The 26,219-nt window shown below is 57.2% G+C and carries 18 protein-coding genes; 3 read left to right on the top strand and 15 right to left on the bottom strand.

The window, feature by feature from the left end; all coding sequences use genetic code 11:
• The first annotated feature begins 378 nt into the window (after nucleotides 1–378).
• Nucleotides 379–5,670, top strand: a complete 5,292-nt coding sequence (locus EAV92_RS25060; protein ID WP_123042053.1) for a DUF4832 domain-containing protein — start codon at nucleotides 379–381, stop codon at nucleotides 5,668–5,670.
• A 65-nt stretch (nucleotides 5,671–5,735) separates the two neighbouring features.
• Here the strand turns inward: EAV92_RS25060 and EAV92_RS16125 are convergent, their stop codons facing one another.
• The 4 genes from EAV92_RS16125 to EAV92_RS16140 form a co-directional block, all read right to left on the bottom strand.
• On the bottom strand, nucleotides 5,736–8,375 hold the full coding sequence (locus EAV92_RS16125) for a DUF4832 domain-containing protein (RefSeq protein ID WP_164472811.1): 2,640 nt from the start codon (nucleotides 8,373–8,375) through the stop codon (nucleotides 5,736–5,738).
• Between the two features lie 157 nt (nucleotides 8,376–8,532).
• Complete coding sequence (locus EAV92_RS16130; RefSeq protein WP_164472812.1) at nucleotides 8,533–9,549, bottom strand: LacI family DNA-binding transcriptional regulator; 1,017 nt, start codon at nucleotides 9,547–9,549, stop codon at nucleotides 8,533–8,535.
• Between the two features lie 69 nt (nucleotides 9,550–9,618).
• The gene (locus tag EAV92_RS16135; RefSeq protein ID WP_241158289.1) at nucleotides 9,619–11,160 is read right to left on the bottom strand and encodes a glycoside hydrolase family 31 protein; all 1,542 of its coding nucleotides are present in this window, start codon (nucleotides 11,158–11,160) and stop codon (nucleotides 9,619–9,621) included.
• Between the two features lie 137 nt (nucleotides 11,161–11,297).
• Nucleotides 11,298–13,364 (bottom strand): methyl-accepting chemotaxis protein, encoded by a 2,067-nt coding sequence (locus tag EAV92_RS16140; protein ID WP_123042056.1) that lies wholly within the window; start codon nucleotides 13,362–13,364, stop codon nucleotides 11,298–11,300.
• A 428-nt stretch (nucleotides 13,365–13,792) separates the two neighbouring features.
• On the opposite strand from EAV92_RS16140, the gene EAV92_RS16145 reads away from it, so the two are divergent.
• Both EAV92_RS16145 and EAV92_RS16150 read left to right on the top strand, forming a co-directional pair.
• Nucleotides 13,793–14,503, top strand: a complete 711-nt coding sequence (locus EAV92_RS16145; protein WP_241158290.1) for a DJ-1/PfpI family protein — start codon at nucleotides 13,793–13,795, stop codon at nucleotides 14,501–14,503.
• A 191-nt stretch (nucleotides 14,504–14,694) separates the two neighbouring features.
• A complete protein-coding gene (locus EAV92_RS16150; protein ID WP_123042058.1) occupies nucleotides 14,695–16,236 on the top strand; it encodes a glycoside hydrolase family 31 protein in 1,542 nt (513 codons plus the stop codon).
• 298 nt (nucleotides 16,237–16,534) lie between these two features.
• Here EAV92_RS16150 and EAV92_RS16155 read toward each other — a convergent pair whose 3' ends face one another.
• From EAV92_RS16155 to larE, 11 genes are all read right to left on the bottom strand, one after another.
• Nucleotides 16,535–17,425 (bottom strand): dihydrodipicolinate synthase family protein, encoded by an 891-nt coding sequence (locus EAV92_RS16155; protein WP_123042059.1) that lies wholly within the window; start codon nucleotides 17,423–17,425, stop codon nucleotides 16,535–16,537.
• A 46-nt stretch (nucleotides 17,426–17,471) separates the two neighbouring features.
• Nucleotides 17,472–18,377, bottom strand: a complete 906-nt coding sequence (gene rbsK / locus EAV92_RS16160; RefSeq protein WP_206424228.1) for a ribokinase — start codon at nucleotides 18,375–18,377, stop codon at nucleotides 17,472–17,474.
• Between the two features lie 15 nt (nucleotides 18,378–18,392).
• Nucleotides 18,393–19,352: a phosphoglycerate dehydrogenase gene (locus EAV92_RS16165; protein ID WP_123042060.1), complete on the bottom strand. Its 960-nt coding sequence runs from the start codon at nucleotides 19,350–19,352 to the stop codon at nucleotides 18,393–18,395.
• Entirely contained in the window at nucleotides 19,352–20,179 is an 828-nt protein-coding gene (locus EAV92_RS16170; RefSeq protein WP_123042061.1) for a carbohydrate ABC transporter permease, read from the bottom strand. The genes EAV92_RS16165 and EAV92_RS16170 overlap by 1 nt, the downstream gene beginning before the upstream one ends.
• Before the next feature lie 10 nt (nucleotides 20,180–20,189).
• Entirely contained in the window at nucleotides 20,190–21,056 is an 867-nt protein-coding gene (locus EAV92_RS16175) for a carbohydrate ABC transporter permease (RefSeq protein WP_123043772.1), read from the bottom strand.
• An 84-nt stretch (nucleotides 21,057–21,140) separates the two neighbouring features.
• Nucleotides 21,141–22,484, bottom strand: coding sequence for an ABC transporter substrate-binding protein (locus EAV92_RS16180; RefSeq protein WP_123042062.1), 1,344 nt, complete (start codon nucleotides 22,482–22,484; stop codon nucleotides 21,141–21,143).
• Between the two features lie 147 nt (nucleotides 22,485–22,631).
• Entirely contained in the window at nucleotides 22,632–23,093 is a 462-nt protein-coding gene (gene larC2 / locus EAV92_RS16185; protein ID WP_123042063.1) for a nickel pincer cofactor biosynthesis protein LarC2, read from the bottom strand.
• Between the two features lie 15 nt (nucleotides 23,094–23,108).
• Nucleotides 23,109–24,008, bottom strand: coding sequence for a nickel pincer cofactor biosynthesis protein LarC (gene larC, locus EAV92_RS16190; protein ID WP_123042064.1), 900 nt, complete (start codon nucleotides 24,006–24,008; stop codon nucleotides 23,109–23,111).
• Nucleotides 24,009–24,020: 12 nt separating this feature from the next.
• Complete coding sequence (gene larB / locus EAV92_RS16195; RefSeq protein WP_123042065.1) at nucleotides 24,021–24,725, bottom strand: nickel pincer cofactor biosynthesis protein LarB; 705 nt, start codon at nucleotides 24,723–24,725, stop codon at nucleotides 24,021–24,023.
• Between the two features lie 20 nt (nucleotides 24,726–24,745).
• On the bottom strand, nucleotides 24,746–25,396 hold the full coding sequence (locus EAV92_RS16200; RefSeq protein ID WP_123042066.1) for an urease accessory protein UreH: 651 nt from the start codon (nucleotides 25,394–25,396) through the stop codon (nucleotides 24,746–24,748).
• A gap of 6 nt (nucleotides 25,397–25,402) precedes the next feature.
• Complete coding sequence (gene larE, locus EAV92_RS16205) at nucleotides 25,403–26,203, bottom strand: ATP-dependent sacrificial sulfur transferase LarE (protein ID WP_123043773.1); 801 nt, start codon at nucleotides 26,201–26,203, stop codon at nucleotides 25,403–25,405.
• Between the last annotated feature and the right edge of the window lie 16 nt (nucleotides 26,204–26,219).

Consider the following 26,219-nt stretch of genomic DNA (forward strand, 5'->3'; position numbering starts at 1 on the left):
AATTTTGCTCAAAAGTTATCATAGCATATGTCTGGATCGGATGCATCATGATTTGCATGACAGGCTTCGTCTACTTTCGACCGATTCCTCGTTTTTTGCCATGATAAACACCGTAAAATAAGGATTTCGGCACCTTGAACATCACGGTGAAAGCCAATTATATTTGAAATTGGTTGCGCAACTTTTTGCTTTATATTTTCCTCACATCCCCTGGCACTCGGTTCCTTTCCGCCGCCGTCCGCATCTTTCTCCTGTCGTACGCCCTCCTGCCCTATTCGGAATGGAAACAGGCCTTCCTCGAAAGGAGGTGACAGCGCTTCCAAGTTACGCAGGGTCTACTCTCGTCCTGAATTCGAATTCAAAAACAGGAGGTATGCTATGTTTCGCAAGAAGAAGGTTCTGTCCGTCATGGTGATCGCCGCGCTCTTGTTCGGCCTCTTGCCGTACGGGCCGGCATCCGCCGCAACCTTTACCTACGCCGGAGATTACGCAACCGCATTTCCGAACCCTGAACGCGGCTTCCACAACCGGTACGAAATCATCAACGATCCGAGCGTCAACGATTACGCCAGCTCCGCCACCAGCATCGCCGGCTTCAACCCCGACATGCTGGACCGGACTTTCGCCCGGGCGAAAGCGGACGGCGACACGTTGATCCACAGTTACATCCATCTCGATAAGTACAAAAACACCGATCAGCTGCCCCAAGCCCTGCTGGATAACTTGGCGTCCGGATTGGCCGCGATTCGAGCCGCAGGTTTGAAAATCGTCTTGCGGCCGGCATACGCGTGGTCCGAATCTCCCTCCGTACCGGAGAGCCGCATTCTCGGCCACATTCAGCAGCTCGACGCCGTCATCTCCGCCAACGCCGACGTGGTCAACCATTTGGAAGCCGGCTATATCGGTCCTTGGGGGGAGTGGCACACCAGCCAGTACACCGATCCGTTCAGCCGAACCGACGCCGACACCCGTTATCGGATCATCAAGAAGATCTTGAGCACGACGCCCGCCTCCATTCCGGTCGTTATCCGGTATCCCATTTTCATCAAGGAAGTGACGGAGCTGCCGACGCCTTCCGGTTCAACGCCTCTGACGCAGCAAGAGAAAGACCGGATCGGCTTCCATAACGACTGTTTCTTGTCCGACAGCGCCGACATGGGGACCTATGACAACAACTCTTGGATGGGCTGGTTCTACGTTGAAGAGAAAAAACAATGGATGTACGACATGGCCACGGCCGCAGGCGGCAACAAAATGGTCGGGGGAGAAACGTGCGATTCCGCGGGCTCCAACGACGCAGCGGGCGTCACCGTGCAATCCGAAATGAGCAAGCTCCATTTCTCCGAGATCAATGAGGACTATGCCGCGGTCAACCTCAACATCTGGAAGAACGCCAGCCTGGCCGCCTCCGGCAACGATCCGGCCGAAACCGCGTTTACGCGCATCAAAAGAAAGCTTGGCTACCGATTGCGGCTGGTCGACGCCGATTTCCCGACGACAGCCGGCCCCGGCACGAGCTTTACGTTCTCCGCGCATTTAAGCAACGACGGGTATGCCGGCTTCATTAAACCGAGACCCGTCTTCCTCGTGTTCGATAACGGGACGCAGAGATACGACGTTCCGCTGCCCGGTTTGGACCCGAGACTTTGGACCAGCGGGGCCGTTAACGTGCCCTCGCAGACCGTGACGCTGCCGGCCAGCATGGCCTCCGGCACCTATAAGCTGGCCCTCTGGCTCCCGGACAACGACCCGGGTTTGCGCTCGCGTTCGGAATATTCCGTGCGCCTGGCCAATACCGGTACATGGGATGCCGCCAAGGGTTATAACGTGCTGACGAATGCCGTGACGGTCGGCACTCCGACGATCCCTGCCGCACCGGCGAATTTGACGGCATCGGCTGGTAACGCCCAAGTTACGCTTACCTGGACGGCATCGGCGGGCGCGGCGACCTATTCCGTATTCCGTTCGACGACGAACGGGTCGGGGTATGTCCAAGCCGCCGCCGGAATTACGGGCACAAGCTATACGGATACCGGCCTGTCGAACGGAACGGCTTACTACTACGTCGTGAAAGCCGTCAATTCGGCCGGCAGCAGCGGGAACTCCAATCAAGCCTCCGCGACGCCGAACAATAACGTCACGATACCTTCCGCTCCCACGGGTTTGACCGCAACGGCCGGCAACGCGCAAGTCGCGCTGACGTGGACGGCCTCTTCCGGTGCGACGAGCTATCGCGTGCTCCGATCCACGACCAGCGGTTCCGGTTATTCCTTAATCGCCGGCAACGTGAGCGGAACGACTTATACCGATGCCGGGGTAACGAACGGCACGACTTACTATTACGTCGTGCAAGCCGTGAATTCGGCCGGCAGCAGCGGCAATTCCGCGCAAGCTTCGGCTACGCCTTCGGCTCCGGCGGCGGCCGTCACGATCGATTCGTTCCCGAGCCAATCGAACTTGGCGAGCAAGATTAACGACCTGAACCAACCGATCGGTTGGTCGATGGACAGCCTTTATTACGGCTCGGACGCTTCAGGTAACCTGGTCATGAACTCCGGTGCTTCCGGCCAATATTTGCAGGAAAACGTCAACCAGAGCTTGGCGGGTTTGCAAAACCTGATCCTTCGAGTCCGCGACTGGGGAGAGACCGACACGGAGCAGCATTGGAACGTCGTGCTGAACGACGGCACCGACCACACCGTCGGGCCGCTCTCTACCTACGGGAACATCAACGGAACCTACGCGGACTTGTCCATTCCGCTCTCCGATTTCGGAGCGAACCTGGCGAATGCGAAATACATCCGCATCGTGCATAGAGACGCAACCTATGCGGTCCTGTTGATCGATGCGATCAAAACGGACGGCGCAGCCGGAAGCGGCGGCGGAGGCGGAGGCGCCGATACCCAGGCGCCGAGCGTGCCGACCGGCTTAACGGCGACGGCCAAATCGCAAACGTCGGTCACCTTGTCTTGGACCGCCTCCACGGACAACGTCGGGGTCGGCGGTTACGAGGTCTTCCGCAACGGCACGAAGGTCGGCAGCCCGACCGGCACCTCGTTTACGGACAGCGGTTTGACGGCAGGCACGGCGTATGCGTACACGGTCGACTCGAAAGATGCCGCAGGCAACGTCTCGGCCTTGTCTTCCCCTCTGTCCGTCACGACCGATTCGGCGCCGCCCCCGCCGGGTGACGGCCAGGCAGGCTCCTACGAAGCCGAAGCGGCCGGCAATGCGCTTGCCGGGGGAGCCGCGGTCGCCTCATGCTCCGGCTGCTCGGGCGGCGCGAAGGTCGGCTACGTCGGCAACAACAGCGGAACGATTACTTTTAACGGCGTGCAGGCTGCCGCCGCAGGAGCATACACGCTTACGATTGCTTATTCGAACGGCGATGCCAGCCGGCCGGTGTCCGTGAGCGTAAACAACGGAGCGGCCTTGAACTTAACGCTTCCCGGTACCGGCGGTTGGAATCAGGTCGGCACGCAAGCCGTAAACGTTTCCCTGCAAGCAGGCGGCAACACGATTAAACTGTACTCGGCGAGCGGTTGGTCCCCCGACTTCGACCGCATCATCATTTCGCCATCAGGCACAACGCCGGACCTGCAGCCGCCATCCGCGCCGGCCGACGTCTCGGTTGCATCGAAGACGACGACGTCACTTTCCTTGACTTGGTCCGCTTCGACGGATAACGTAGCCGTCGCGGCTTACGATATTTTCCGGGACGGAGTTTTGGCAGGCAGTTCCGGGACGATTTCTTTCACGGATACCGGTCTTTCGCCGAACACGTCCTACAGCTATACGGTTACGGCCCGGGATGCCGCAGGCAACGTTTCGCCCGCTTCGACGGCCCTTCAGGCGACGACGCTGGACGCTCCGGACACGCAAGCGCCGACGGCACCTTCCAACGTGAACGGTACCGCCTTCAACGCTTGGATCAATCTGTCCTGGACGGCGTCCACCGACAACCGCGGCGTAACCGGCTACGATATTTACCGCGGCGGTACGTGGGTCGGCTCTTCGGCGAGCAATGGATACCTCGACTCGGGGCTTTCTCCAAATACCTCTTATACGTACACGGTGAAAGCGAAGGATGCCGCAGGCAACGTTTCGCCCGCCAGCGCGGCGGCGACGATCACGACGCTCGCCTCCGGCACGACAGGCGATCTCCCGACGGTGCCGGGCGGATTGCCGAGCAACCCGTATCCGTCCCAGACGCCGGACGCTTCTTTGACCGTGCATGCGCTGGCGAAAGGAACCGACCCGGTCACCAATCCGCTGAAAGGCTTGGCCATTTGGTTTTATCCCGGAGACCGTGCCGACAAAACGGCCACGCAATACGGCGGCATCAACAACTCGATCGAATGGCGTTACTTCGGCTTGGGTGAGCTGATGACGGGCATGAACACGTATAACTGGGAGCCGATGGAGGCCGCATTGGACGAGGTCGCTTCCCACGGCAAACAGCTCGCCTTGCGCGTCGCGTCGTGCCAGTCGTTCTCGAGCAAAGATTATCCGGACTTCCTGTCCGGGCAAATCCGCAACGGCTGCATATTGAACTACGATTCTCCGACCGTCATGCAGGCGTTCCAAAACTTCATCGCCGCCTTCGGCGCCAAGTACGACGGCGATCCGCGCATCGCGTTCATTACGATGGGACTCGTCGGATATTGGGGCGAATGGCACACTTGGCCGAACGACGGCAGCAACGGAACGGAGAACTGGATGATTTCCGATGCCGGAGCCAATGTGCTGCTGGACGCTTACGATGCGGCATTCCGCAAAACCCCGGTCGAAAACCGTTATCCGCGGTCCGGCGGGGGCACGCACTTGACCTCGCTTTCGCGCATCGGGTATCACGACGATTCCTTCGCCTATCGGGAGAACGACCCGAATCTCGGCCGGGTCGGCAGCATGACGCTGCCGCTGTCCATGGGCGGCAAGACGGACGCACAGCTTACGCAAGCTTTGCTGTTCGGCGCCGAGAACAAATGGGTCACCGGCAGCTTCGGCGGCGAAGTCCGGCCGGAAGTGCAAGGCAACCTGTTCGATCCCGCTTCCGCGACCAAAGACGACGCGATGACCGATATCGAGATGACGCACGCCACGTGGATGATCTGCCAAAACTGCAAGTATAACAAGAACGATCCGAACGAAGTGGCGGCGTGGCAAAAGATGGGTTATAACTTTTACGCGAAAAATGCTTATTTCAACAACACCGTGTCCGGCAGCTTCAAAGTCGGCGTGCAAATCGAGAATACAGGCACGGCTCCGTTCTATTACGGCCCGGACATGTATCCGGTCGAACTCGCGCTGAAGGACGGTTCCGGCAACATCGTCAAGACGTGGACGATGAACTGGGATTTGCGCAAAATCCTGCCCACGCAAATCCGCGCGTTCCCGGACTGGAACGTCCCGGGGAATCCGACCTACGTGAACTTCGGCACGCCGCAATACTTCGACGCCACGGTAAACGCCGCAGGCGTAACGCCCGGATCTTACCAGCTCGTGATGCACGTCTACAATCCGCTGTGGAAAATCAAAGAAGCCGACGTACGGGCCAAAGGCCATATGCCGAGCTACTTACCCTGGAACAATCCGCTTCCGATCTTGTTCGCGAACCAAACCCAAGGGGCCGACGGATGGCTCGGTCTCGGATCGATCTCGATCCAATAATCGAACAGCCGCAATGAAAAGCTCCCTGCGCACGCATGCGTCGCAGGGAGCTTTGTTCTGCTCGCTTATTCGAAACGGATCTCGTCGATCCAAACCGTGCCCGCGCTGCCATACCAGAAAGACATTTGCAGTTGCCCCGGCGAAGCTTTATCCACGCCGTTGGCGGCCAAATCAATGGAGATATCCTTGTACGAGGTCGTCACCGTGTTCCCGCTGAACGCGCCGAGCGTTTTCTCCACGCCGCCCAGGATCAGATGGAACTGGCTTTCCTCTCCGCCGGCCGCGCCTTTGATCCGCACGATCAGCTTGCTGTATCCCGCGATGCTCTGCGTCACGTCGCTGCCGAACCAACCGGCGTTGTTATACTGAAGTTTGAGCGCTCCGTTCTCGATGACTCCGGCATTGTTGACGAAACCGTTCGCGCCGGTCCATTTGCCCAAGTCGTTGGTGCCGGGCCACGCCGGAGAGTTATCGAAATTATCCAGCACAAGAGCCGTGCCGCCTCCTCCCGCGTTCGTCGTTCCCGTTACCGCGCTGCTTGCCGCGGATACGTTGCCGGCCGCATCCTTGGCTTTGACGGTGTAGCTGTACGACGTGCCTGAAGAGAGACCCGTATCCGTAAACGCCGTCGTCGTGCTGGTTCCGACGTAGGTCCCGCCTCGATAGACCTCATAACCCGTCACGCCGACATTGTCGGTAGAAGCGCTCCAATCCAGCGTGATGCTGCTAGCCGTCGTCGCCGTAACCGCGACATTCGAGGGAACGGAAGGCGCCTGCGCATCCCCGCCGCTTCCTCCGCCGACATCGAGCGTGATTTTGTCAAAGTCCGGAGCCCATCCGGTTGCGTTGGAAAATTTGATCGTATTATTTCCCGCGCTGAGCTGTACGGAAGTTTGCAGCGTGCCCGCCGTGCTCCAGCCGCCCGTGCTCGGGAAGCTCAAGCTTGTTGCCGCGCCCCCGTTGACGCTCATTTGGGCTGACCTCGCCGCGTCTCCATTGAGATAAGAGACAGTGAGCGTATAAGTTCCCGCGTTTGTCGCGTTAATGCCGTTAAACTGAAGCGTGCCGCCGTTATTGCCGACGTATCCGACTTTCGAACCGCCGGAGCACGTACCGCATGACGCCGTTGCCGCTCCGCCCGCAAGCGTATTCGCCGCGCTTTCGGCCTCGTAGGATACGGCGGTGCCTCCGCCGCCACCGCCTCCGCTGCCGCCCGTCGATCCGTCGTAAGCGCCGCTTTGCAGGCTGTAGCTGAGCGTGTTGTCCGATTTCAGGCTGGCGAACGATCCCAAATTCTGATCGGACGGGTCCATGCCGATTCCGACCTTGCCGATCGGCGTGCGTCCGCCGGCGTAATAGTTCGTGTTGGCGAAGCGGACGCTCGGCTTCCAGCCTGCCGGATCCAAAACGGACAGTGCCAGCGTGTAAGTTCCGTTCGGCAAACCCGAAGGGATCGTGAACGCGCCGTTCACCGTGTTGACGGCCGGAGCTTGAGCATACGACCGAGTCGAACTGTTCCATCCCGTGCCGGGCAGCCAGTTTCGGATGTCCGTTTGGAACAATCCTTTCCACGCGACGGTTCCGTCGCTCTTCAGCAAACTCGCCTCGACCGGCCAATTATAGTAGAAAGGCGAGGAGCCTTTGTTTACGACCTGGAACGAAACGTTCATCGTTCCTCCGGGCGACACGTTGCCGGAGAACGTCGCCTGATTGATCACGAACCGGTAACCCAGCACCTTCTGCATCGCGGTCGCTCCCGCTTCGACGGAAGGGTTGCTCGCCGTATAATCCGAAATCCATCCTAAACTGGACGTATGGGTGTTCATGATCCAATCGATGACGTAGTTCGTGTTGGAGGAGCTCCCTAGCGTGCCGTCCGGGCTGCCGCCCAGCTGAGATTGATCGCCCCAATCGTACGCCACTTCGCCGCTGTTGATCTGCGTCCGCCACGTGTCCCGCGAAATCTCCCCGTTTCCACCCGCCGCGTCGTCCGGGAGCGCGAAAGAATCCCACTGGATGCCGAAGTTATACGCGGTGAACGTTTCCGGATAACGGACGAGCACCTTTTTGTTATGGAAGGCGGCGGTATACGCGTCGCCTAACGCCGTCTGGAAGCTGAGAGGAATCCGATCCGTGCCGTCCGCGAATTTGTTCGGATAGATATGGTTTTCTCCCCAGTTACCGTATAAGCCGAGTTCGATAAAAGCGACGCGGGGGTCGTTGTCCCAAGCTTGGCCGAGCTTGCCGATGAACGAGACGAGGCGGGACTTCAACGTATCCGTCAGCCATTGGTTCACCGGATCGCCGTGGGGAACCCCGTTCGGCCAAAACTCCCCGGTACCCGGATAGACGATGACGACGCGCGGAACGACCTTGACGTTTTTATTCTCGATGCCCGCCCAGGCCGAGTTGCTCCAATCTTTGATCTTTTGCACGGAATCCGTCGCGTCCGTTTCGAGATCCGTGTATCGAATATAGTGCTTATAGATGTCCGAGTACTCCCGATCGGGGAAAGCGGCGTCGTTGATGTACCTGGACGGACGGAAACCCATGATCGGATTCTTGAATGCCTCCTGCGATTCTGTCAATTGGACCGTGATCGGACCGACCGCCGCCTGCGCCTGATTCACTTTACCTGTCCCTCCCCATGTGAGCGCGGACAGCGCCGCCGCGCAAAGAAGCGGCAAAACCCTTCTTTTTTTCATCGTATTCCTCCTCGGCATCTTATTTGGACTACACTCTCATTTTTTCACTTGGAGCCTTCGCGCGCGATGCCGAGAATTAAAGAAACGCGACAACTTTTTAACAATAAATAGAAAAAAACCGACACAAGTGCCGGTTTTCTCAAGTGAGTTCCCATATTTAGGATTTGGCGTGCGCTTCACCGCAGGATTCGCGCTCCATCAATTCCGTTTTCAGGCTGATATGGACTTCGGAGATCGTCTTGTTCGTAATCAGTTCGGTCAGCATCTTCACGATCAGCCCGCTGATGTCGTAGCGGAATCTCCGGACGGTCGTCAGCGGCGGCATCATGTATTCGGACAGCTTCAAGTCGTCGAAACCGACTAAGGATATATCTTTCGGAATTTTCAGCTTCAGCTCCGCCAGCGCCTTCATGGCACCGAATGCCAGGATGTCGTTAAACGCGAACAGCGCGGTAATGCCGCGGTCCAGTCCGATCAACTGCTTGGCCGCTTGATAACCATGGGAAGGATCGAAAGCTCCCGCAAGCACGATGCGATCGTTCCAAGCCAGGCCCAAGTCCCGAAAAGCGTCTTTGCACCCGTCCAACCGGTTCAAGCTGACGAGATGGTCTTCCGGGCCCGCGATTAATCCGATCTTCCGGTGACCGAGGCGATGCAAATACTGGATGACCTCGTAAGCGCCTCTGCGATTATCGTAATCGATATAGTTCTGGCTGCGATCGTACCTTCTGCCGTTCGTCACCAAATAAGGGATGCCTCGCGCCACGAGCTCGTGGACGAGCTTGTCGTCCACGAACGGATCGAACACGATCGCGGCGTCGATTTTGTTATCCGCCAGCAAACGGTAAGACGGTCCTCCGGTCTGCGCGCCGCGTGCGTGCGTCGCGAGCAGGAACTGGTGTCCGTTCGATTCGAATTCTTCTTTCAAATGACTGAGATCCGTCGAGGAGGCGGGGTCGTTATCGACGAAATCGTGGACCTCCGGCACGAACACGGCGATCGTGTACGAATGACCGGCGATCTTGGACGGCGTGGCGCCCGGCTTCAAATATTCTTTGGCGATGTCCATCACCTTGCGGCGCGTATCCTCGCTGAAATTGCCCTGGTTATTGATGATTCGGGATACGGTGCTGATCGAAACGTTGGCCTTGGCGGCGATTTCTTTCAACTTCAAGAGCGTGGCTCCCTTCCGGCGCAAAACGATATACGATCATTCTAAAATTTGCGCAAAAAGGAGTCAAACTTATTTTTCCCTCCGGTACCAAGGGAGACGGGAGATCGGAGCTTTCACGGAAACCTCGCAAGGGCCGAGGATGAGACTGCCGTCCTCTCCCTTCCATGCGCCATCCGGAAAACGGACGGTTCTTTCCCCGGCTCCTTTCTCCAGAACGGGAGCGACCAGGATCGAGGCGCCCAGCATGAATTGATCCTTCACGCCCTCCCATCCGCCGTCCGGAAACTCGTATGCCATCGGCCGAAGCATGGGCTCGCCCGTCAAGGCCGCATCCCGCGCCAGCCCGATCAGCTCCGGCCCCATGGCCACCCGCAGCCGCACCGCGTCCAAGCAATATCCCAGATACTTCTCGTCAAGCACTTTCCAAGGCGCGGTCGAAAATTGCATCATCGGAAACAAAGCGGCGCATTGCGCGTAGCGGACGAACAGCTCCGCATCGAATGGCGTCGTTTGGAGGTCTCCATCCCATCCGCCCCCGATCATGTCCGGACAGTTGAATGGGTATCCCATTAAGCCCTGGGCGATCGAGTTCGGGATGAGCGCCTTCAAGCCGTCGTCTCCCCACGAGTGCGGCTTATCTCGCAGCCGCTGCAAGAGCGGCGCTCCTCCGGCCTTCCAGCTGGCGCGAAATTCGCTCAGCGGATAATGAAGACCGAGCCGGCTGTACGCCGCGCAATCCTCGTTCGGAATGCCGGAGCCGCGCCAACTATACCCTGTCGCCCATGCTCCCGGTTCTCCTTCGGACGGGTCTCCGGCATCGAATTTGAAGCCGTCGACGCCGAAACGGCGAACCAGCTCGTCAAGCTTGCTTTTGAACCACTCCAGCGCCGGAGGGTACGTATAGTCCAGAACCGCGCTGCAGCCGTTCCACCACCGCCGCAGCGCCATCCGGCCTTCCGCGTCTTTGACGAGCAGGCCTTGCTTATCCAGCTCCCTGGCGGTCCGGCTGTCTGGGCTTACGTAGGGGCATACCCACAACATCACTTTAAAGCCCAGCTCGTGAAGCGTATCGAGCATGGCTTTGGGATCCGGAAAACGTTCGGCATGGAACTCCCACGTCCCGTAGTCCTTCATCCAATTGTCGTCGATAATCAGCACGCCCGGCGGAAACCCGTTTCTCAATATCTCTCGGGCATATGCGATCGTCTTATCCTGCGTCGGCTCATAATGCATCTCCATCCAAGTGCAATATTGCGGAGCGGAAAAGGCGATCGGATCGGGCATTCGGCCTTGCGCGGGAAAATGCTTGCGGGATGCCTGCCGATAGGCTCCTGCCAAGTTATCGAAACTTTCGGAAGGCCGAACGCCCCCCTCCTCGGACTCGACCGACATGACGCCGGTCCGAAACGAGAACGAGAAAGGCCGGTCGTACCACAAATAACGGCCGCGATTCGATACGAGCAAAGGCGCTCCCGAGTTTTCGAGCAAGTTCTTCAAATCGATCGCAACGTCACCGGTTCCTTTCCCATAGGGCATACGGGTTCCGTCGTGCACGGCTCCGCCCCACCATACCTCGCCGGGCAGCAACTCGATCTCAACGCTCGTTTTCAATGCCGATCACGCTCACCTTCGTGAATGCAAATTTTTGCGCAACTTTTTAAACTATTTTAAGGCGTGCCGTCGCCATTCGTCAATTGCGCAAATAAAGAAGCCCGCTCCTCCAAGGAACGGGCTTACCGCAATTCCATTCACTCATAATCGAATTTTCCGATGGCGAGATTGAGCCCGCCCGACAGCTCGGCCAATTGCTCCGATAAGCGAACCAGCCGTTCGCCGATCTGCAGCTGGACTTCTCCTTGCGCCGCGACCTCCTGCGAAGTCGCGTAGGATTGCTCGGAGACGGCGCTGACGTTCTCCATGGCTTCCGCCAATTGCAGTTGGGAGCGTTCCAGCATTTTCAATACGTTCGCCATGTGCGACAAGTCCTCGAGGAACCCGTTTTGCCGTTCGTGGATCGACCGAAAAATCTCGTCGGTGCTCCTGACATATTCGGACTGCGTTCTCAAGACCGGATACGTCTCCGCCATCAATCGCGCCGTGCTCTCGATATCCGTTTGAATGCCGCCCGTCACGTCGCCGACCCCTTCAATGGTCAGCCTGGACTGCTCAGCGAGCTTGCGGATTTCTTCCGCGACGACCATGAACCCTTTCCCCGCGTGGCCCGAGCGATGCGCTTCGATCGAAGCGTTCAAGGCCAAGATATTCGTTCGTTTGACGATGTCGTTCAGCTTGTCCATGATTTTGCGAACGGATTGATTGCCTTCCTTCAGCCGCTCCACGTTTTCGAGCATGGACCTCGATTTCTCTTCGACCTGGGCGGTTTGCTCCTTGAGCCGTAGCATGTACGATTGGCCTTGGAGTCCGGCTTGACGAAGCTCTTCGGCGGATTGCTCCATCTGGACGCTTTTTTGCAGCACCCTCTCCATCCGGCTCGTCGTTTCGCCGGCCATTTCGCTCACTTTTTCCGTCTCGGATGACAAGCCTGCCGATCCGGACGCGATTTCCCGGTTCGCGCGGGACATCTGTTGTGCCGACTCGGCCGTTGCATGTGAAACCTGCATCAACTCACCGGAGGTGGATTGCACCAGGTACGCGGACTTGGCCGTGCTTTGAACCAGCTCGGTAATGCGGGACATCATGCCGTCGAAGCTGTCCGCGAGCTGTCCGATTTCATCTTTCCTGCGGATATGCATGCGAACCTGCAAATTTCCATTCTCCCCGGCCCTCATCAATTCCCGAAGGCGGATCAACGGGCGCCCGTACCTGCGAGCCATCCATAGGCCCATGAAAGCCGCCAGGACGAACGACAAGCCCGCCATCAGCAGCGTATTCGACCAGATCGTGCGGGTCTCGCGAAGGAATTGACTCACGGGAACGTATGCCGCCGTCAGCCAGCCGGTCTTCTCCGAGCGGGAGTATACGACCGCATTCGTGATGCCCGCTTCGTCCTGAAGGTAGACGAATCCCGTATTCTCCGTTGCCGCGCCGATATCGTTCAACATCAGGCTCGCGGTGGCACCGGCAGGGTCAGACGGCGAGCGGCTGTCGTATACGACGCCCCCCGTCTCGCTTAAGACCATTTTCACGCCGCCGTCTCCGATTTGCACGGCCCCCAGCATTTTCGCGACCACGTCGAGCTTCATCTCGAACAGCATGACCCCCAGAAATTCACCGGCACCTTGATTGCCCAGCATCCTCGTCAATGCGAACGTTGCCGCATCACCGTCCAAAGAGTACCCCTTGGCCTGCGTGCCCAGCCACTTCGGCTCGCCGTTCAGCTTCTGAACGTCCGCGAACCAGGGTTCGCCGGATACGTCCGTTTGCGCGGCCGTTTTGCGCCCGGACAGCAGCCACCGCCCGTTCGCTCCGTACAGCTGGACCGAAACGAGATTGTCGTCAACCGATACGAACTCGTTGATTTTCGTCTGGATTTTGACTTTGGCAAGCGCGCGGTCGGTTTCCGGCATATTTGGATTCAAGAAAGTGCGAATATCTTGCAGCAGAAGCGAGTTGATCACCAGCTGCTCCGACTTCTCGTCGTACTGGTTGTACGCCAAATCGAGCTTCTCGTTCGCCTGGCGAATCGTCTGCTTCGACGCTTCCGTCAGCTTGTCTCTCAAAATATTTTGGGAATTGTAGTAGGACGCGTATCCGGTAAGCAGCACGAAACCGATGATGCCGACGAGGAAAATCGCGAACAGTTGGTTGCCGACGGAATGTGCCCATCGTCCGACAAGTTTTATTTTACGGATCATGCTTGCTGCATCTCCCTATCTCAGAGTCTGGACTCCCTCATCATAAATCCAAGATCTCGGGCAATCCTATGCCCCATTTTTAAGATCGCGACCCAAAACTAAAGATCGCCTGTTGGGGATTCCGTTTCGTGATGGACGGTTTATGGTGTTGGTACCTTTTGGTCAATCCAATTGAGATATTCATTTGTCATGATTCAAGCAGCGGTAACGGACGGCAACCATCGCAAGTCATGGCTCGTCCTGCGCAATAACGGATGAGGAGGGGTGGCAGCGTTTGATCCATGCGATCGCCGCGGGCAATGAATGATAGGAACCATCAAGCTAAAACGAAAGGAATAGGCGCCATGATCAAAAATTATTCGAAATTACTTCTGTCGTTGGTACTCGTTCTATGCCTTGCAGCCCCTGTAGCAAGCGCGAAAACAACCGTGAAAAACGACTCGGCCAAAAACAAAAGCATACATGTCCAAATCGTGTTGTTCGACGGTTTCGATTTGCTGGACGCGTTAGGACCCTATGAAGTATTCGCTGCCGCGGGAATGTACTCAGGAGGAGCGGTTACGGTTGAATTGGTTTCCGCGGAAGGCAAGCGTTCCGTTCCGAGCGGTCTGAATGGGCCCTCCCTAGAAGCGAAAGCCGCATTGGACCCCCATCTTCCGGGAATGATCGTGGTGCCCGGAGCCTCCGGCAAGCCGGCGGGAAATTCGGAAGATTCCATTCCCCATGTATTAAGACAGACTATGAAGACCCGCTTGCCGGAATTGTTGAAACAAGCGTTTAACGATAAAGACGTCACGATGGTTACGGTATGCGGAGGTACATTGCTGCCTGCAATGGAAGGGTTGTTGAAGGATAGGCATGCGGTTACCAATCATCTCGGCATGCCTGCGCTAGGAGCTCTTGGCGCCATTCCGGTTGAAGCGAGAGTCGTTGAAGACGGTCCCCGATTCGTGAGCGGGGGAGGCGTGACCTCGGGAATTGACACGGCCTTGTACTTGGTCGACCGCGAATTAGGCCCACGGATCGCGAATGCCGTGGAAAAGTTATTCGAATACGAGAAAAGAGGCACGGTGTGGCGGGCAGAAGGCAACGAGCCGATCGATTTTCAAGCGAGTCCGAAAGCTGCTGATGTAAAATAACCGGCGAAGTTCAGAAGGAGTTTCGTTACGTGCGTCGTAACGGAACTCCTTTTCGTTGCGGACAATCTATGCCCCATTTTTAAGATCGAGACCCAAAACTAAAGATCGCCTTTGCAAGCCGGCGGGGACTCTGCATAATGAAAACCAGCGTGGTTCCTATTCACGATTCAGCTCTGTTCCAGAAGGAGAGTATGACTTTGCAGTCCAAGAGAATCGCAAAATTACCGAACGAATATTGGTGGGGAGGCGTCATCAACGACGGCAGCTTGATGCCCTACGGGGATGCGCCCTATGCCCGGGATTTACGTTCAACCGATGACAATCAAGCGTCTCCCTTATTGCTTTCCAACCAAGGCCGATACCTATGGAGCGAAGATCCGTTCGCGTTCATGGTGGACGAACAAGAACTTGTCATCTTTTACTCGGAAAGCGAAGTCACCCTGGAAGAAGGACACGGCTCCTTGCAGGGAGCCTACCGGCATGCCGGCAACGCCTTCTTCCCCCCATCGAATCGGCTTCCCGACGATCTCGCTTTTCTTGCGCCCGAATACTGCACGTGGGTCGAGATGTTCTACGAGCCGACGCAGGAGAAAATCATTCATTATGCCGAATCGATTCTGGCCAACGGCATGCCGCCCGGCATCCTGATCATCGACGATAATTGGATGAAGGATTACGGCATGTGGGATTTCGACCGATCCCGATTCCCGGACCCGAGAGCGATGGTCGATACGCTGCATGGCATGGGTTTTAAAGTGATGCTCTGGGTTTGCCCGTACGTAAGCGCCGATTGCACCGAATACAAGAAGCTGCTCGCGGACGGCATCCTGATGAAAAGCGTCCGGGGAAACCCTTTAATCCGCCGCTGGTGGAACGGATACAGCGCCGTCGTCGATTATACGAAGGAAGAAGGAGCGTCTTGGTTCAAAAAGCAGCTGGATCGGTTGGTCGATCATTACGGCGTGGACGGATTCAAGCTCGATGCCGGAGAACCGCTGATTCCGGAATCCGGCGATGTCTTGGAGGAGGTTGCCTGGACCCGTCCCGTTCGGCTGCTAGAGGACTGTGAAGCCTACGCGCGACTCGGCATCGGTTATCCGCTCAGCGAGCTTCGCATGTGCTGGAAACTGGGAGGACAGCCGCTCATTCAGCGGCAGCGGGACAAGCACCATTCGTGGGATCGGTACGGATTGGCCGGCCTTATCCCAAACGCGATCGCGCAAGGATTGCTTGGTTATGCCTTCAACTGCCCCGACATGATCGGCGGAGGAATGGACGGAGACATTAACTCTCCTAACTTTCATTTTGACAGCGAATTGTTCATTCGTTTCACCCAGTGTGCCGCCTTGTTTCCGGTCATGCAGTTTTCCATGGCTCCGTGGCGCGTGCTGCAGGGCGAAGAACTCGCCTGGTGCATGGACGCGATTCGGCTCAGAACGGCCTTAGGACCGGAAATCTTCAGCCTCGCGCGGCAAGCTTCCCAAGACGGGCTGCCGATCTTGCGAAGCATGGAATTCGTTTATCCGCATCAGGGATACGAGAAGGTTCAAGATCAATTCATGCTGGGGGAGAAAATCCTGGTCGCGCCCGTGCTGGAAAAGGGGAAAACCTCGCGGAAAGTCCATTTCCCGACAGGGGTCTGGATGGGAGATGACGGGACGAAAATCGAAGGACCATCGGTTCTAGAAGTGGAGGCGCCTCTTTCCAAACTGCCGTGGTACCGCAAAGGTTAATCCTTCAAAAAATCGCGGGCCAACCGCAGCTGCCATCGCTCCACCATCGCCGCCCCCCGTTTATTGCTTTTGGGCACTAACTTCGGCTTAGATCGCGAAAGCGGGGTCGTTTTATTGCTTTTCGACGCTAAATCGCCTGTTTCACGTCGATGTGAGGGCAAAAGCAAGCTTTTAGTGTCCAAAAGCAACAACTCTGCGGTCGAACTGACCTTGGGCTCCATTTTAGTGCCGGAAAGCAATAACTTCTATAAAAAAACAACCCGATGGAAGCTTTCCATCGGGTTGTTGCGCGTGGCGATTATACCTGAGGCAGCTCGCTCAATTGCCGCTGCAATTCGCGAATTTCTTCCTCCGGCAGGTCCAATTGAGGCGCTCTCATGAAGCCGACGTCGATTCCTCTCAGCTTCAGCGCTTCTTTGAAGTAGGACATGTTGGCGCCGCTTTTCAGCACTTCGCAATAGCGGATCGCGATGCGCTGCAGCTTGCGCGCTTTCTCCAGATCCTTCTCTTTATAAGCGTTGTAGACTGCCACGAACGGCTCCGGATATACGCAGGAAACGCCCGAGATGACGCCGTCGCAGCCCATCGCCAGCGCGGGAAGCAGCAGCCGGTCGGCGCCTTGCATGACGGAGAAATTCCCGTCGTTGATGGCCAAATACTCGTTCGTGCGAAGCATGTCCGGCCAGCTGTATTTCACGCCGACCACGTTTTTGCAGCGGTTCGCCACCCGCTGGGCGACTTCCGTTTTCAGATCGTTCGACGCGCATTGCGGGATGTTGTACAGGTACACCGGGAAATCCTCCGGCACGCTGTTCGCCACCGTCACGTAGTACTCTTCCATCTCCCTGTCGTTCGCTCCCAGGAAGATCGGGGTCACGACGCCGATGCCGTCGGCGCCGATTTCATGGGCGTGTTTGGCCAGCTCGATCGTATCTTGAAGCGTCGTCGTCCCTGCGTGGATGTACACGGTGACTCGGCCAGCAGCCGTCTTCACGATCGTTTCCGCGATCGATTTGCGCTCGGCTACGCTCAGGCGAATCATTTCCCCGGTCGTTCCGAGCGGGAAGAGGCAGTGCACGCCTTTCGAAATCAGGAATTCCGTCAGCTGAGCGACCTTCTCCAGGTTCACTTGGCCGTCTTTATCGAAAGGAGTTACCATCGCGGTAGTCACGCCATATAAACGTTTCATGTAAGTATCCTCCAATAGGTTAAGGTTAGGTTCTGAGCTTCTGAGGTTATGAGTTCGCAAAAGACAGGACTTCATCCCGGGTCGGAAGCGAGCTTTGGGCGCCGTGCCTCGTGACGGTAATCGCGGCGGTTTTCATCGCGAAACGGATGGCTTCGCCCACGTCGCCTTCCGAATAGCCGGCCACGAAGCCTCCGATGAAGCTGTCGCCGGCCGCCGTAGTGTCCGCCGCCTTCACCCGGTAGGCTTCATAGAAGGTAACGGCATTGCCGTCCGAGTGGACGCAGCCTTTGTCGCCGAGCGTCACGATCAAATTCCCCACGCCCTGCTCGGCGAAAGATTTCGCGGCTTCCCGGATGCCCGTTTCGTCCAGCTGCTGAATTCCCGTGATCGCCTGCAGCTCATGCTCGTTGGGAATGAGGAAATCGACGTGACGAAGAATCTCCGCGTTCAGCTTGCGTGCGGGCGCCGGATTCAGGATCGTCGTCTTCCCCATGCTTTTGGCCAATTCCAGCGTATGAGCGACGGTTTCGAGCGGGACTTCCAGCTGAAGCACGACGACATCGGCTAGTTCGATGACGTTCAACTGGCGCTCGATATCGTCTGGCGTCAGGTTCGCATTGGCCCCGGCGATCACGACGATGTGATTGCGTCCGGCTTGATCGACGGTAATGAGCGCGGTCCCCGTCGGTCTCAGCGAATGCATCACCGAAGCCGTATCCACGCCGGCCGAACGCAGCGATTTGATCAGGCAGGACCCGTTCGTGTCCTGCCCGACCTTGCCGACCATCGACACGGGAATCCCCAGCTTGCCGATCGCGGCTGCCTGGTTGGCGCCTTTGCCGCCCGGCACCTCCGACAGCTCGTGGCCGAACAAGGTCTCGCCTTCTTGAGGCAAATCGGTCACGCCGACGACTAGATCCATATTTAAACTGCCGACTACGGCTGCTTTCAAGGGAGCCGCACCTCCTTAACGGAGCAAATTCGCAGGTTCTTTGCCCGCAAATACGTCCAGCAAAGCTTGAGCCGTTGCCAAGCCGACACGGTGATACGTTTCGACCGTTTCGGCAGCCGTGTGCGGCGTCGCGAGCAAATTGTCCAGCTGCAGCAGCGGGTTGTCCGCCTGTACCGGCTCCTGCTCGTAAACGTCGATAGCGGCGCCGGCGATCCGATTGGCGACAAGCGCGCGGTAGAGAGCCTTCTCGTCTACGAGGGCGCCGCGCGCCGTGTTGACGAAATAAGCGGTCGGCTTCATCTTGCCGAATTGATCGTCGCTCATCATGTGGTACGTTTCCTTGAAGCTCGGCAGATGCATGCTGACGAAATCGCTTTGCTCCAGCACCTCATCGGAGGAAACCATCTTGACGCCGAGCGCTTCCGCTTTGGCGAGATTCGGGTATTTATCGTAAGCGATGAGATTCACGTCGAAGCCTTGGAGCTTCTTCGCCACCATTTGCGCGATGTTGCCGAAGCCCAGCAGGCCGACGGTTCTTCCTTCCATCTCGATGCCTACCCGGCGGTCCCAGAACGCCCGCTTGGCGGATTCCTGCAGGGCCGGGATATTGCGCATGAGCGACAGGAGCAACCCGATGGTCAGTTCGGCGACTGCATTCGCATTACCCGCGGGCACGTTGGATACTTGGACGCCGTATTCCTTCGCTTTCTCGAGGTCGATGTTATCCACGCCGACGCCGAAACGCGCGATGGCTTTCAATTTCGGAGCGATCTTGAAAACCTCTTCGTTCCACGTATCCACGCCGGCGACGACGCCGTCGATATCGCCGACGAGCGGAGCCAGCTCCTCGAACGTATGCGGACGTCCCAGCTTGTTCTCGACGATCTCGCAGCCCGCTTCCTCCAACAGTCTTTTGGCTTCCGCACACAGCACCGAATAGTTCGTCGCCGTGACCAACACTTTTTTGTTCGCCATTATTTAACCCCTCCGACGGTCATGCCGCTAACCATATATTTGGATGTGAAAAGATACATGATGATAACCGGGATGGAAGCGATGATCGAACCGCCCATGAGCGGGCCCCAAGCGAAGACGTCGCCGACGATCATGTCGGACAGGCCGAGGGTGATCGTTTTTTCCGTTCCTTTGGTGACGACGACGAGGGCGTACAGATACTCGCTCCAGCACAGCGTGAAGGAGAAGATGAACGTAGCCGCCATACCCGGCGCCGCGAGCGGAAGGATAATGCTCCACAGCGTGCGGCCGCGGCTGCACCCGTCGATCATCGCCGCTTCTTCGATTTCGTCCGGGATCGTTTTGAAGTAAGAAATCAGCATCCATGTTGCGTAAGGAATCGTGATGGTCGGGTAGATCAGCATCAGGCCCCATATCGAATTGCTGAGCCCGATCGCGGAAACCAGCATGTAGAGCGGGATGAAAAGCACGGATCTCGGCATCAGGTAAGCGTACAGAATGCTTTTGGAGATCGCGTTGCGGCCGCGGAACTTCAGCTTCGAAATCGCGTATGCGGCCAGCATGCTGATGACGATCGAGAATAAGGAGACGATCAGCGAGACGACGAAGCTGTTCCTTACGTTCAACAGGAAGTCTTTTTCGAACAGCTTGCGATACCCGTCCCAAGTCAGCTTTTTCGGCCAGAAGCTGGGCGTCATGTTGTAAATCTCGCCTTGCGATTTAAAAGAGGTATTCAGCATCCAGTAGAGCGGAAACAAAGCGCACACCAGCATGATGGCCAGGGTGACGTAGATGACGACTTGTTTGCTCACCGATTTATTTTCCATAACGTATCACCTAATCTCTGGACGAAAGCGAACGTTTGGTTACGTAGTTGATCAGGATGATCAACGGCGGCATCGTCAAGATGGCGATGGCGATCGCTTTCCCGAGGCTCATATTCAAAAATCCGAGGGTGTAGCTGAGCGTGGACAGCACTTGCGTTCCGTTGTTCGGACCGCCGCGCGTCAGCAGCCAGATGATTTCGAAATCGTTCAGCGTCCAGATCGTCGTCATGACCGCTGCCAGAATGGTGACTTCCTTAACGGAAGGCAGCGTCATATAGAAGAAGCGCTTGACCGCTCCGGCACCGTCCAGCATGGCCGCTTCGTACATTTCTTTGGAAACCGACTGCAAGCCGGCGAGAATCGCGATTCCCATGAACGGGATGCCGCGCCATACGTTGACGATGATGACGGAGAGCATGGCCAGATTCGGCTCTGCCAGCCAGCCGAGCGGGCGGCCGATCGCGTGGGTTTTCAGCAGCAAAAAGTTGAGCACTCCGCCGACGTCGGAGTAAATCCATTGCCAAGTGAATACGGAGACGATGGTCGGAATCGTCCAGGGCAGGAAGAGCAGAACCCGGAACACGTTGCGGAAAATGATCTTTTCGTTCAGCACGAGGGCCATGATCATTCCGAAGACGGATTTCAAAATGACTGCGACTACGGTGAAAACAATGGTGTTCTTGACGGCCTTCCAGAACGTCGCGTCTTTCAGCAGATCGAGGTAGTTGCCGAGGCCGATGAAATGGGCGGACATGCCGACGGTTTTGTCGGTGAAGCTCAAGTAAAGCGCCCATCCGAACGGCAGCAGCATGACGGCCAGCAGGTAGATCAGTACGGGACTCATCAGCAGATAAGCCAGCTTGTTGTCCAATCTCATTTTCAAATCCTATCCCGCCTTACTTATATGGGGAAGGGATGACCCGGAAAGACTGTCATCCCTTCTCCTTTGTGTTTGTCTGGATTATTTGCTGTAGATCTCTTGGATCTTCGATTGCATGTCCTTCACGGCCGCTTCAGGCGTGTAGCTGGTCTCGAGGAGCAGCTTCTGGAACGTGTCGTTGACGACGCGCAGGTTGAACACTTCGCCGGCTTTCGGGTTGTATTCGCCCGGGAAGCCCAGGAAGTTGAAGCCTTCCACGGAATCGACGAACGCCTTGTTCTTCTCTTCTTGCCATACCGCTTCTTTGGTGAGCGCGGTGTAGATCGGGCCCGTCAGAGGAGCGCCTTTCTCTACCCACGTTTTGTACCAGTCCGGCGCGAGGATGTAGGCGATGAACTTCTTCGCCAGGTCTTTGTTTTTCGAATCTTTGAAAATGCCGAGGTTGTTGCTGATGCCCGGAATGAACGTGCCTTTCGGTCCCGCCGGATAAGGCGCGATGCCGGTTTTGTCGAACAGGTCCGGATTGTCCTTCTTGATGGTGGCCAGTACGCTGCCGGTGTTGAAGATCATCGCGGCTTGACCGCTCAGATAAGCCTTGTTGTTGCCGCTGTCATCCCAGCCGATGGCGCTCGGAGGCGTGCTCTTGTCGGTCAGGAAGAGGTCGCGGATGTAATTAGCCGCTTGGACGGTCTCCGGAGAGTCGGCGATGACGGTTTTGCCGTCCTGCGTATCGACCGAACCGCCGTAGGACCAGATGATGCCGCGCGTCAGGAATTCCGCGTCGGAGTTCCCTTTGCCGTAGCCGATGCCGGCGCCGTACAAGCCTTTGCTCGGATCGGTCAGCTTCTGGGCCATCGTTCTGAACTCATCCCAGGTTTTCGGAGGAGCGTTGAAGCCTGCCGCTTGGAGCAGGTCCTTTCGGTAGTAGAGGACTTGGGATTCCGTCCAGAAAGGAATGCCGTACTGCTTGCCGTCGAAGGTGACCGCTTTCTTGACGTTGGGACGGATTTCGCCGTTTTTGGTTTCGAGATCCTTCACGACGTCGGAAACGTCTTCCAGAACGCCTTGGCCGTAGAACTGGCCGACTTCCTGATAACCGAAGAAGGAGACGTCCGGGACGTTCTTCGACTCGATCGCCGCGGTCCATTTCGGATAGAAATCTTCATACGCGATGACTTCGATATCGACGTCTACGTTGTTCTCTTTGCCGAACTGCTTGGCGCGTTCCACGATCAGGTTGTTTTGGTCTTCGAACAGCTGTTTCTTCATCCAGAACGTAAGCTTGCCTTTCGTGCCGCTCGATGCGGAATTGCCGGACGAGCTCGCGCTGCTGCTGGAAGCATCGTTGCTCCCGCTTCCGCAACCGGCCAGAAGAGCGGCAAGGACGGTGACTGCAGCCGTTGTCTTCCACCAAGTCTTCTTCATATCTAACCCTCCAAGTAAGTTCTGTGTGAGCCTTGTTGTCCTGTCGGCTACAATTTCATCATAAAGCGTACCGGTGATCGTTAAAATGGCAACAATTTAACGCGGATGATACAAAATTAACACGATGCATTTCCGGCATGCCGATGTTTACAAGTCGAACTCCCGCCGGGCTTCGTGATAGACGTCTTTCAACGGAACCCCATGGTTCCTGGCAATCCTCGCGCAATCTTCATATTCCGGCGCCACCTGCACCAGCCGGTTTCGGTAGCTGCCCGTTTTGACCCGGATGGTGCCCCACCGGGTTTCGACTTTCGTCTGTTTGCGGCTTAAGCGGTGGCAAATGACAGGCGAATAACGAAGGCCAAGCGTGGTCGTTTCCGCGAACAGCACGTCCTCCATCTCGTTCAGCCGGTCCTTGGACGCGAGAATTTGGAACATGAAGCCGGGACGGCCTTTCTTCATGATGACGGGAATGAAGACGGCGTCGTTCGCCCCTTTCTCGAACAACTTGTCCATGACGTACGGAATCCACTCGGGATTCATGTCGTCGATATTCGCCTCGATCCGGATCAGGTCGGGATCCACGTGTTCCTGCGAATGGGTAAACATCCGGCCGGACTCCCTTCAATCGTGAGTATGCTCATGGTGATGGTCGTGATCATGGTGATGGTCGTGATCATGGTGATGGTCGTGATCATGGTGATGGTCGTGATCATGGTGATGGTCGTGACCATGATAATGGTGATTGTGACCATGATGATGGTGATCGTGTCCATGGCGATGCTGATGGGATTCGTCCGGCGCAATACCCGTTACGACGCGCAAAACGTTCGGTTGGTTCGGCAAATCGCGGGTGCCGGCTCCGTAACCGACCGTCTGAACCTGCATCCGGGGAAAGGACTCCGTGCATTCCTGCGCGAGCGCGGCGATGATGCCGGCCCCCGTCGGGGTCGTGAGCTCCTTGCGGTGCGGGGTCGCCGCGATCTGCCATCCTTTCAGCAGTTCCAGGGTGGCGGGAGCCGGAACGGGATACCGGCCGTGCTGGCAGTCGATCATGCCTCCCCCGACCGGTACGGGCGAAGCCACGATTCGATCGATACCCAGCGAAACGAGCGCCAAGGACACCCCGATCACGTCGATGATCGAGTCCATGGCGCCGACCTCGTGGAAGTGCACTTGGTTTAACGGGATCCCGTGAATCTTCCCTTCCGCTTCCCCGATTTTCTTGAAAATCGCCAAACTGTACTCTGCGGCTTTGGGATCGATGCCGGAACGGTTAATCAGCTTCACGATGTCCGCGTAATGCCTATGGTGGGAAGCCGCGGCTTCATCGATCCGGATGTCCGCCTTCAGCGACATGATCCCTTGTTTGTTCACCGGACTCCAGGAAATTTCGAACGGATCCGCGTCGATTTTGCTTAATCCTTCCAGAATGAAATCGCGGCTGGCGCCGGCATCGGTTAAAGCCGCTAACGCCATATCGCCGCTGATCCCCGAGAAACAATCGAAATACAAAACTTTCATGCCGTTCTCCTCCTAATGCTCCGCCGGAACGCCGCGGTTCTTGTTGATCAGTCCTGCGGCATACCCCGCTCCGAACCCGTTGTCGATATTTACGACGGTGACTCCGGGCGCGCACGAATTGAGCATGGCGAGCAATGCCGCGAACCCATGGAAATTCGCACCGTAGCCGACGCTTGTCGGCACCGCGATGACGGGTTTAGACACCAATCCCCCCACGACGCTCGCGAGCGCTCCTTCCATGCCGGCGACGACGATGATCGCGTTGGCATCCCGAATCTCCTCGAGCCGGGCGAATAACCGGTGAATCCCCGCCACTCCCACGTCGTAGATCCTTTCCGCCCGGCTGCCCATCCACTCCACGGTTACGGCCGCTTCCTCGGCGACGGGAATGTCCGTGGTACCGGCACAAACGACGGCCACATAACCCGCCGATTCAACCGCCTCCAAGCCGCTTTTGCGCCAGGTGATCGCCCTTGCGGCCGAATGATAGACGGCGCCTTCCACCGCGTTCACGATTTGTTCCGCTTTGACTGCATCGACCCTGGTGGCGAGAACCCGGGACGAACGGCCGCTCAGCTCTTTCATGATCGCGGCGATCTGCTCCGCCGATTTACCTTCTCCGAAAATGACTTCGGGAAACCCGTTCCTGCGCTCACGGTCCATATCCACTTGGGCAAATCCGAGATCAGCCGTTTTCCAGTCCTCGTTCGTATCCATCGGTGCTCCTTTCCGCCGCTCTATTGCAGCCACATCCGGAATAGCCCTTCTTTGATTCCCATGTTATACATGTAATACAAGCCGAACACCGCGCTGACGCCACCCGATACGATCCCAAGCGCATGGCTAAGCTTCCGGCTTTTGCGGGTTAAAGCAAACGGTACGCCGATCAGGGTTGAAAACACGAGCATGCCACCGATCGTACCCGCTCCGAAGACGGCGATATAAATGACGGCCTCCCACCATAGTTTCACGGTGGACATCGTCAGGAGCACGAGCGCTCCGCTGCCGGCCATCCCATGGACGACGCCGATCAGCGTCGACTTGCGGTAGATCGAAGCCGTTTGCGGCGGCCGTTGCGCAGCCTGTCCGCGACCGCGAGCGAAGCGAACGATACTGCTGGAGCCGAGGAACACGAGCATGATCCCGACCGCGAATTCCAGCGACAGGGCCCATTTGCCGACCAGCATCACGTTTAATCCAATCAGGAGAATGCCGGTCAAAAGCAGCGTCGAGGCATGGCCGATCCCCCAAAACACGCCGGCCAGCGACGAACGCCATAAGCTCTTGCTTTGGCCCGCGATGGTGGAAACGGCGATGACATGATCGGGCTCAAGCGCGTGTTTCAGTCCCAATGCAAGTCCCCACACAAGAACGCCAAACAGTTCCATCGTCCGTTACACCGCTCCCGCCTTCGTAAGTTGTTTGTTCATGCTGCCGCTTCGGTACCCGGACAAATCGACGGTGACGTATTCGAACCCGTACTCGATCAATGCCGCGGCGATCCGGTCATGATGTTCCATCACAACCGGAATCTGTGAAGGTTCCACTTCGATCCTCGCGATATTCCCGTGCGTACGGACCCGAACCTGCCGAATGCCGAGCGAATGGAGATACGCTTCCGAACGGTCGATTTTGGTCAATTTTTGCTGCGTGATCGTCTCGCCGTAAGCAATCCGAGAAGACAGACAAGCGAAAGAAGGTTTGTCCCACGTAGGAAGACCCTTTTCTTTCGAAAGCTCCCGGATCTCCCGCTTATAGAGCCCCGCTTCGGCAAGCGGTCCCCTCACCCCGTGCTCCTTGGCGGCTTGGATGCCCGGACGGTGGTCGCCCAGATCGTCGGCGATCAGGCCGAAGACGAGGTTTTGGAATCCTTGCTCCGCCATGATCGGAATGAGGTGCTGGAACAAGCTTTTTTTGCAAAAATAACAGCGGTTCGCCGTATTCTCGCGATATCCCGGAATCGCCAGCTCCGAGGTCTCGATGACGCGATGCGGCGCCCCCATAAGCCCTGCGATCTCGATCGCTTCCGCAAGCTCCCGTTCGGGATAGGTTTCCGAATCCGCAGTCACGGCCAGCACGTTGTCCGGTCCCAGCACGTCCAGCGCGACCCGGAGCAAGAAGGTACTGTCCACGCCCCCGGAAAAAGCGACGACCACGCTCTGCATATCACGCAGCGTACTTTCAAGAACCGCCATTTTTTCTCTCAACGTG

It is taken from the genome of Cohnella candidum (genome assembly GCF_003713065.1).
GTDB lineage: Bacteria > Bacillota > Bacilli > Paenibacillales > Paenibacillaceae > Cohnella > Cohnella candidum.

Coding starts and splice junctions, on each gene's coding strand:
- EAV92_RS16150 (WP_123042058.1), top strand. CDS start 14,695: ATGACTTTGCAGTCCAAGAGAATCGCAAAATTACCGAACGAATATTGG.
- EAV92_RS16175 (WP_123043772.1), bottom strand. CDS start 21,056: ATGAGATTGGACAACAAGCTGGCTTATCTGCTGATGAGTCCCGTACTG.
- EAV92_RS16170 (WP_123042061.1), bottom strand. CDS start 20,179: ATGGAAAATAAATCGGTGAGCAAACAAGTCGTCATCTACGTCACCCTG.
- EAV92_RS16125 (WP_164472811.1), bottom strand. CDS start 8,375: ATGAAAAAAAGAAGGGTTTTGCCGCTTCTTTGCGCGGCGGCGCTGTCC.
- EAV92_RS16200 (WP_123042066.1), bottom strand. CDS start 25,396: ATGGAACTGTTTGGCGTTCTTGTGTGGGGACTTGCATTGGGACTGAAA.
- EAV92_RS16155 (WP_123042059.1), bottom strand. CDS start 17,425: ATGAAACGTTTATATGGCGTGACTACCGCGATGGTAACTCCTTTCGAT.
- EAV92_RS16180 (WP_123042062.1), bottom strand. CDS start 22,484: ATGAAGAAGACTTGGTGGAAGACAACGGCTGCAGTCACCGTCCTTGCC.
- larC (WP_123042064.1), bottom strand. CDS start 24,008: ATGAAAGTTTTGTATTTCGATTGTTTCTCGGGGATCAGCGGCGATATG.
- larC2 (WP_123042063.1), bottom strand. CDS start 23,093: ATGTTTACCCATTCGCAGGAACACGTGGATCCCGACCTGATCCGGATC.
- larE (WP_123043773.1), bottom strand. CDS start 26,203: ATGGCGGTTCTTGAAAGTACGCTGCGTGATATGCAGAGCGTGGTCGTC.
- larB (WP_123042065.1), bottom strand. CDS start 24,725: ATGGATACGAACGAGGACTGGAAAACGGCTGATCTCGGATTTGCCCAA.
- EAV92_RS25060 (WP_123042053.1), top strand. CDS start 379: ATGTTTCGCAAGAAGAAGGTTCTGTCCGTCATGGTGATCGCCGCGCTC.
- EAV92_RS16165 (WP_123042060.1), bottom strand. CDS start 19,352: ATGGCGAACAAAAAAGTGTTGGTCACGGCGACGAACTATTCGGTGCTG.
- EAV92_RS16140 (WP_123042056.1), bottom strand. CDS start 13,364: ATGATCCGTAAAATAAAACTTGTCGGACGATGGGCACATTCCGTCGGC.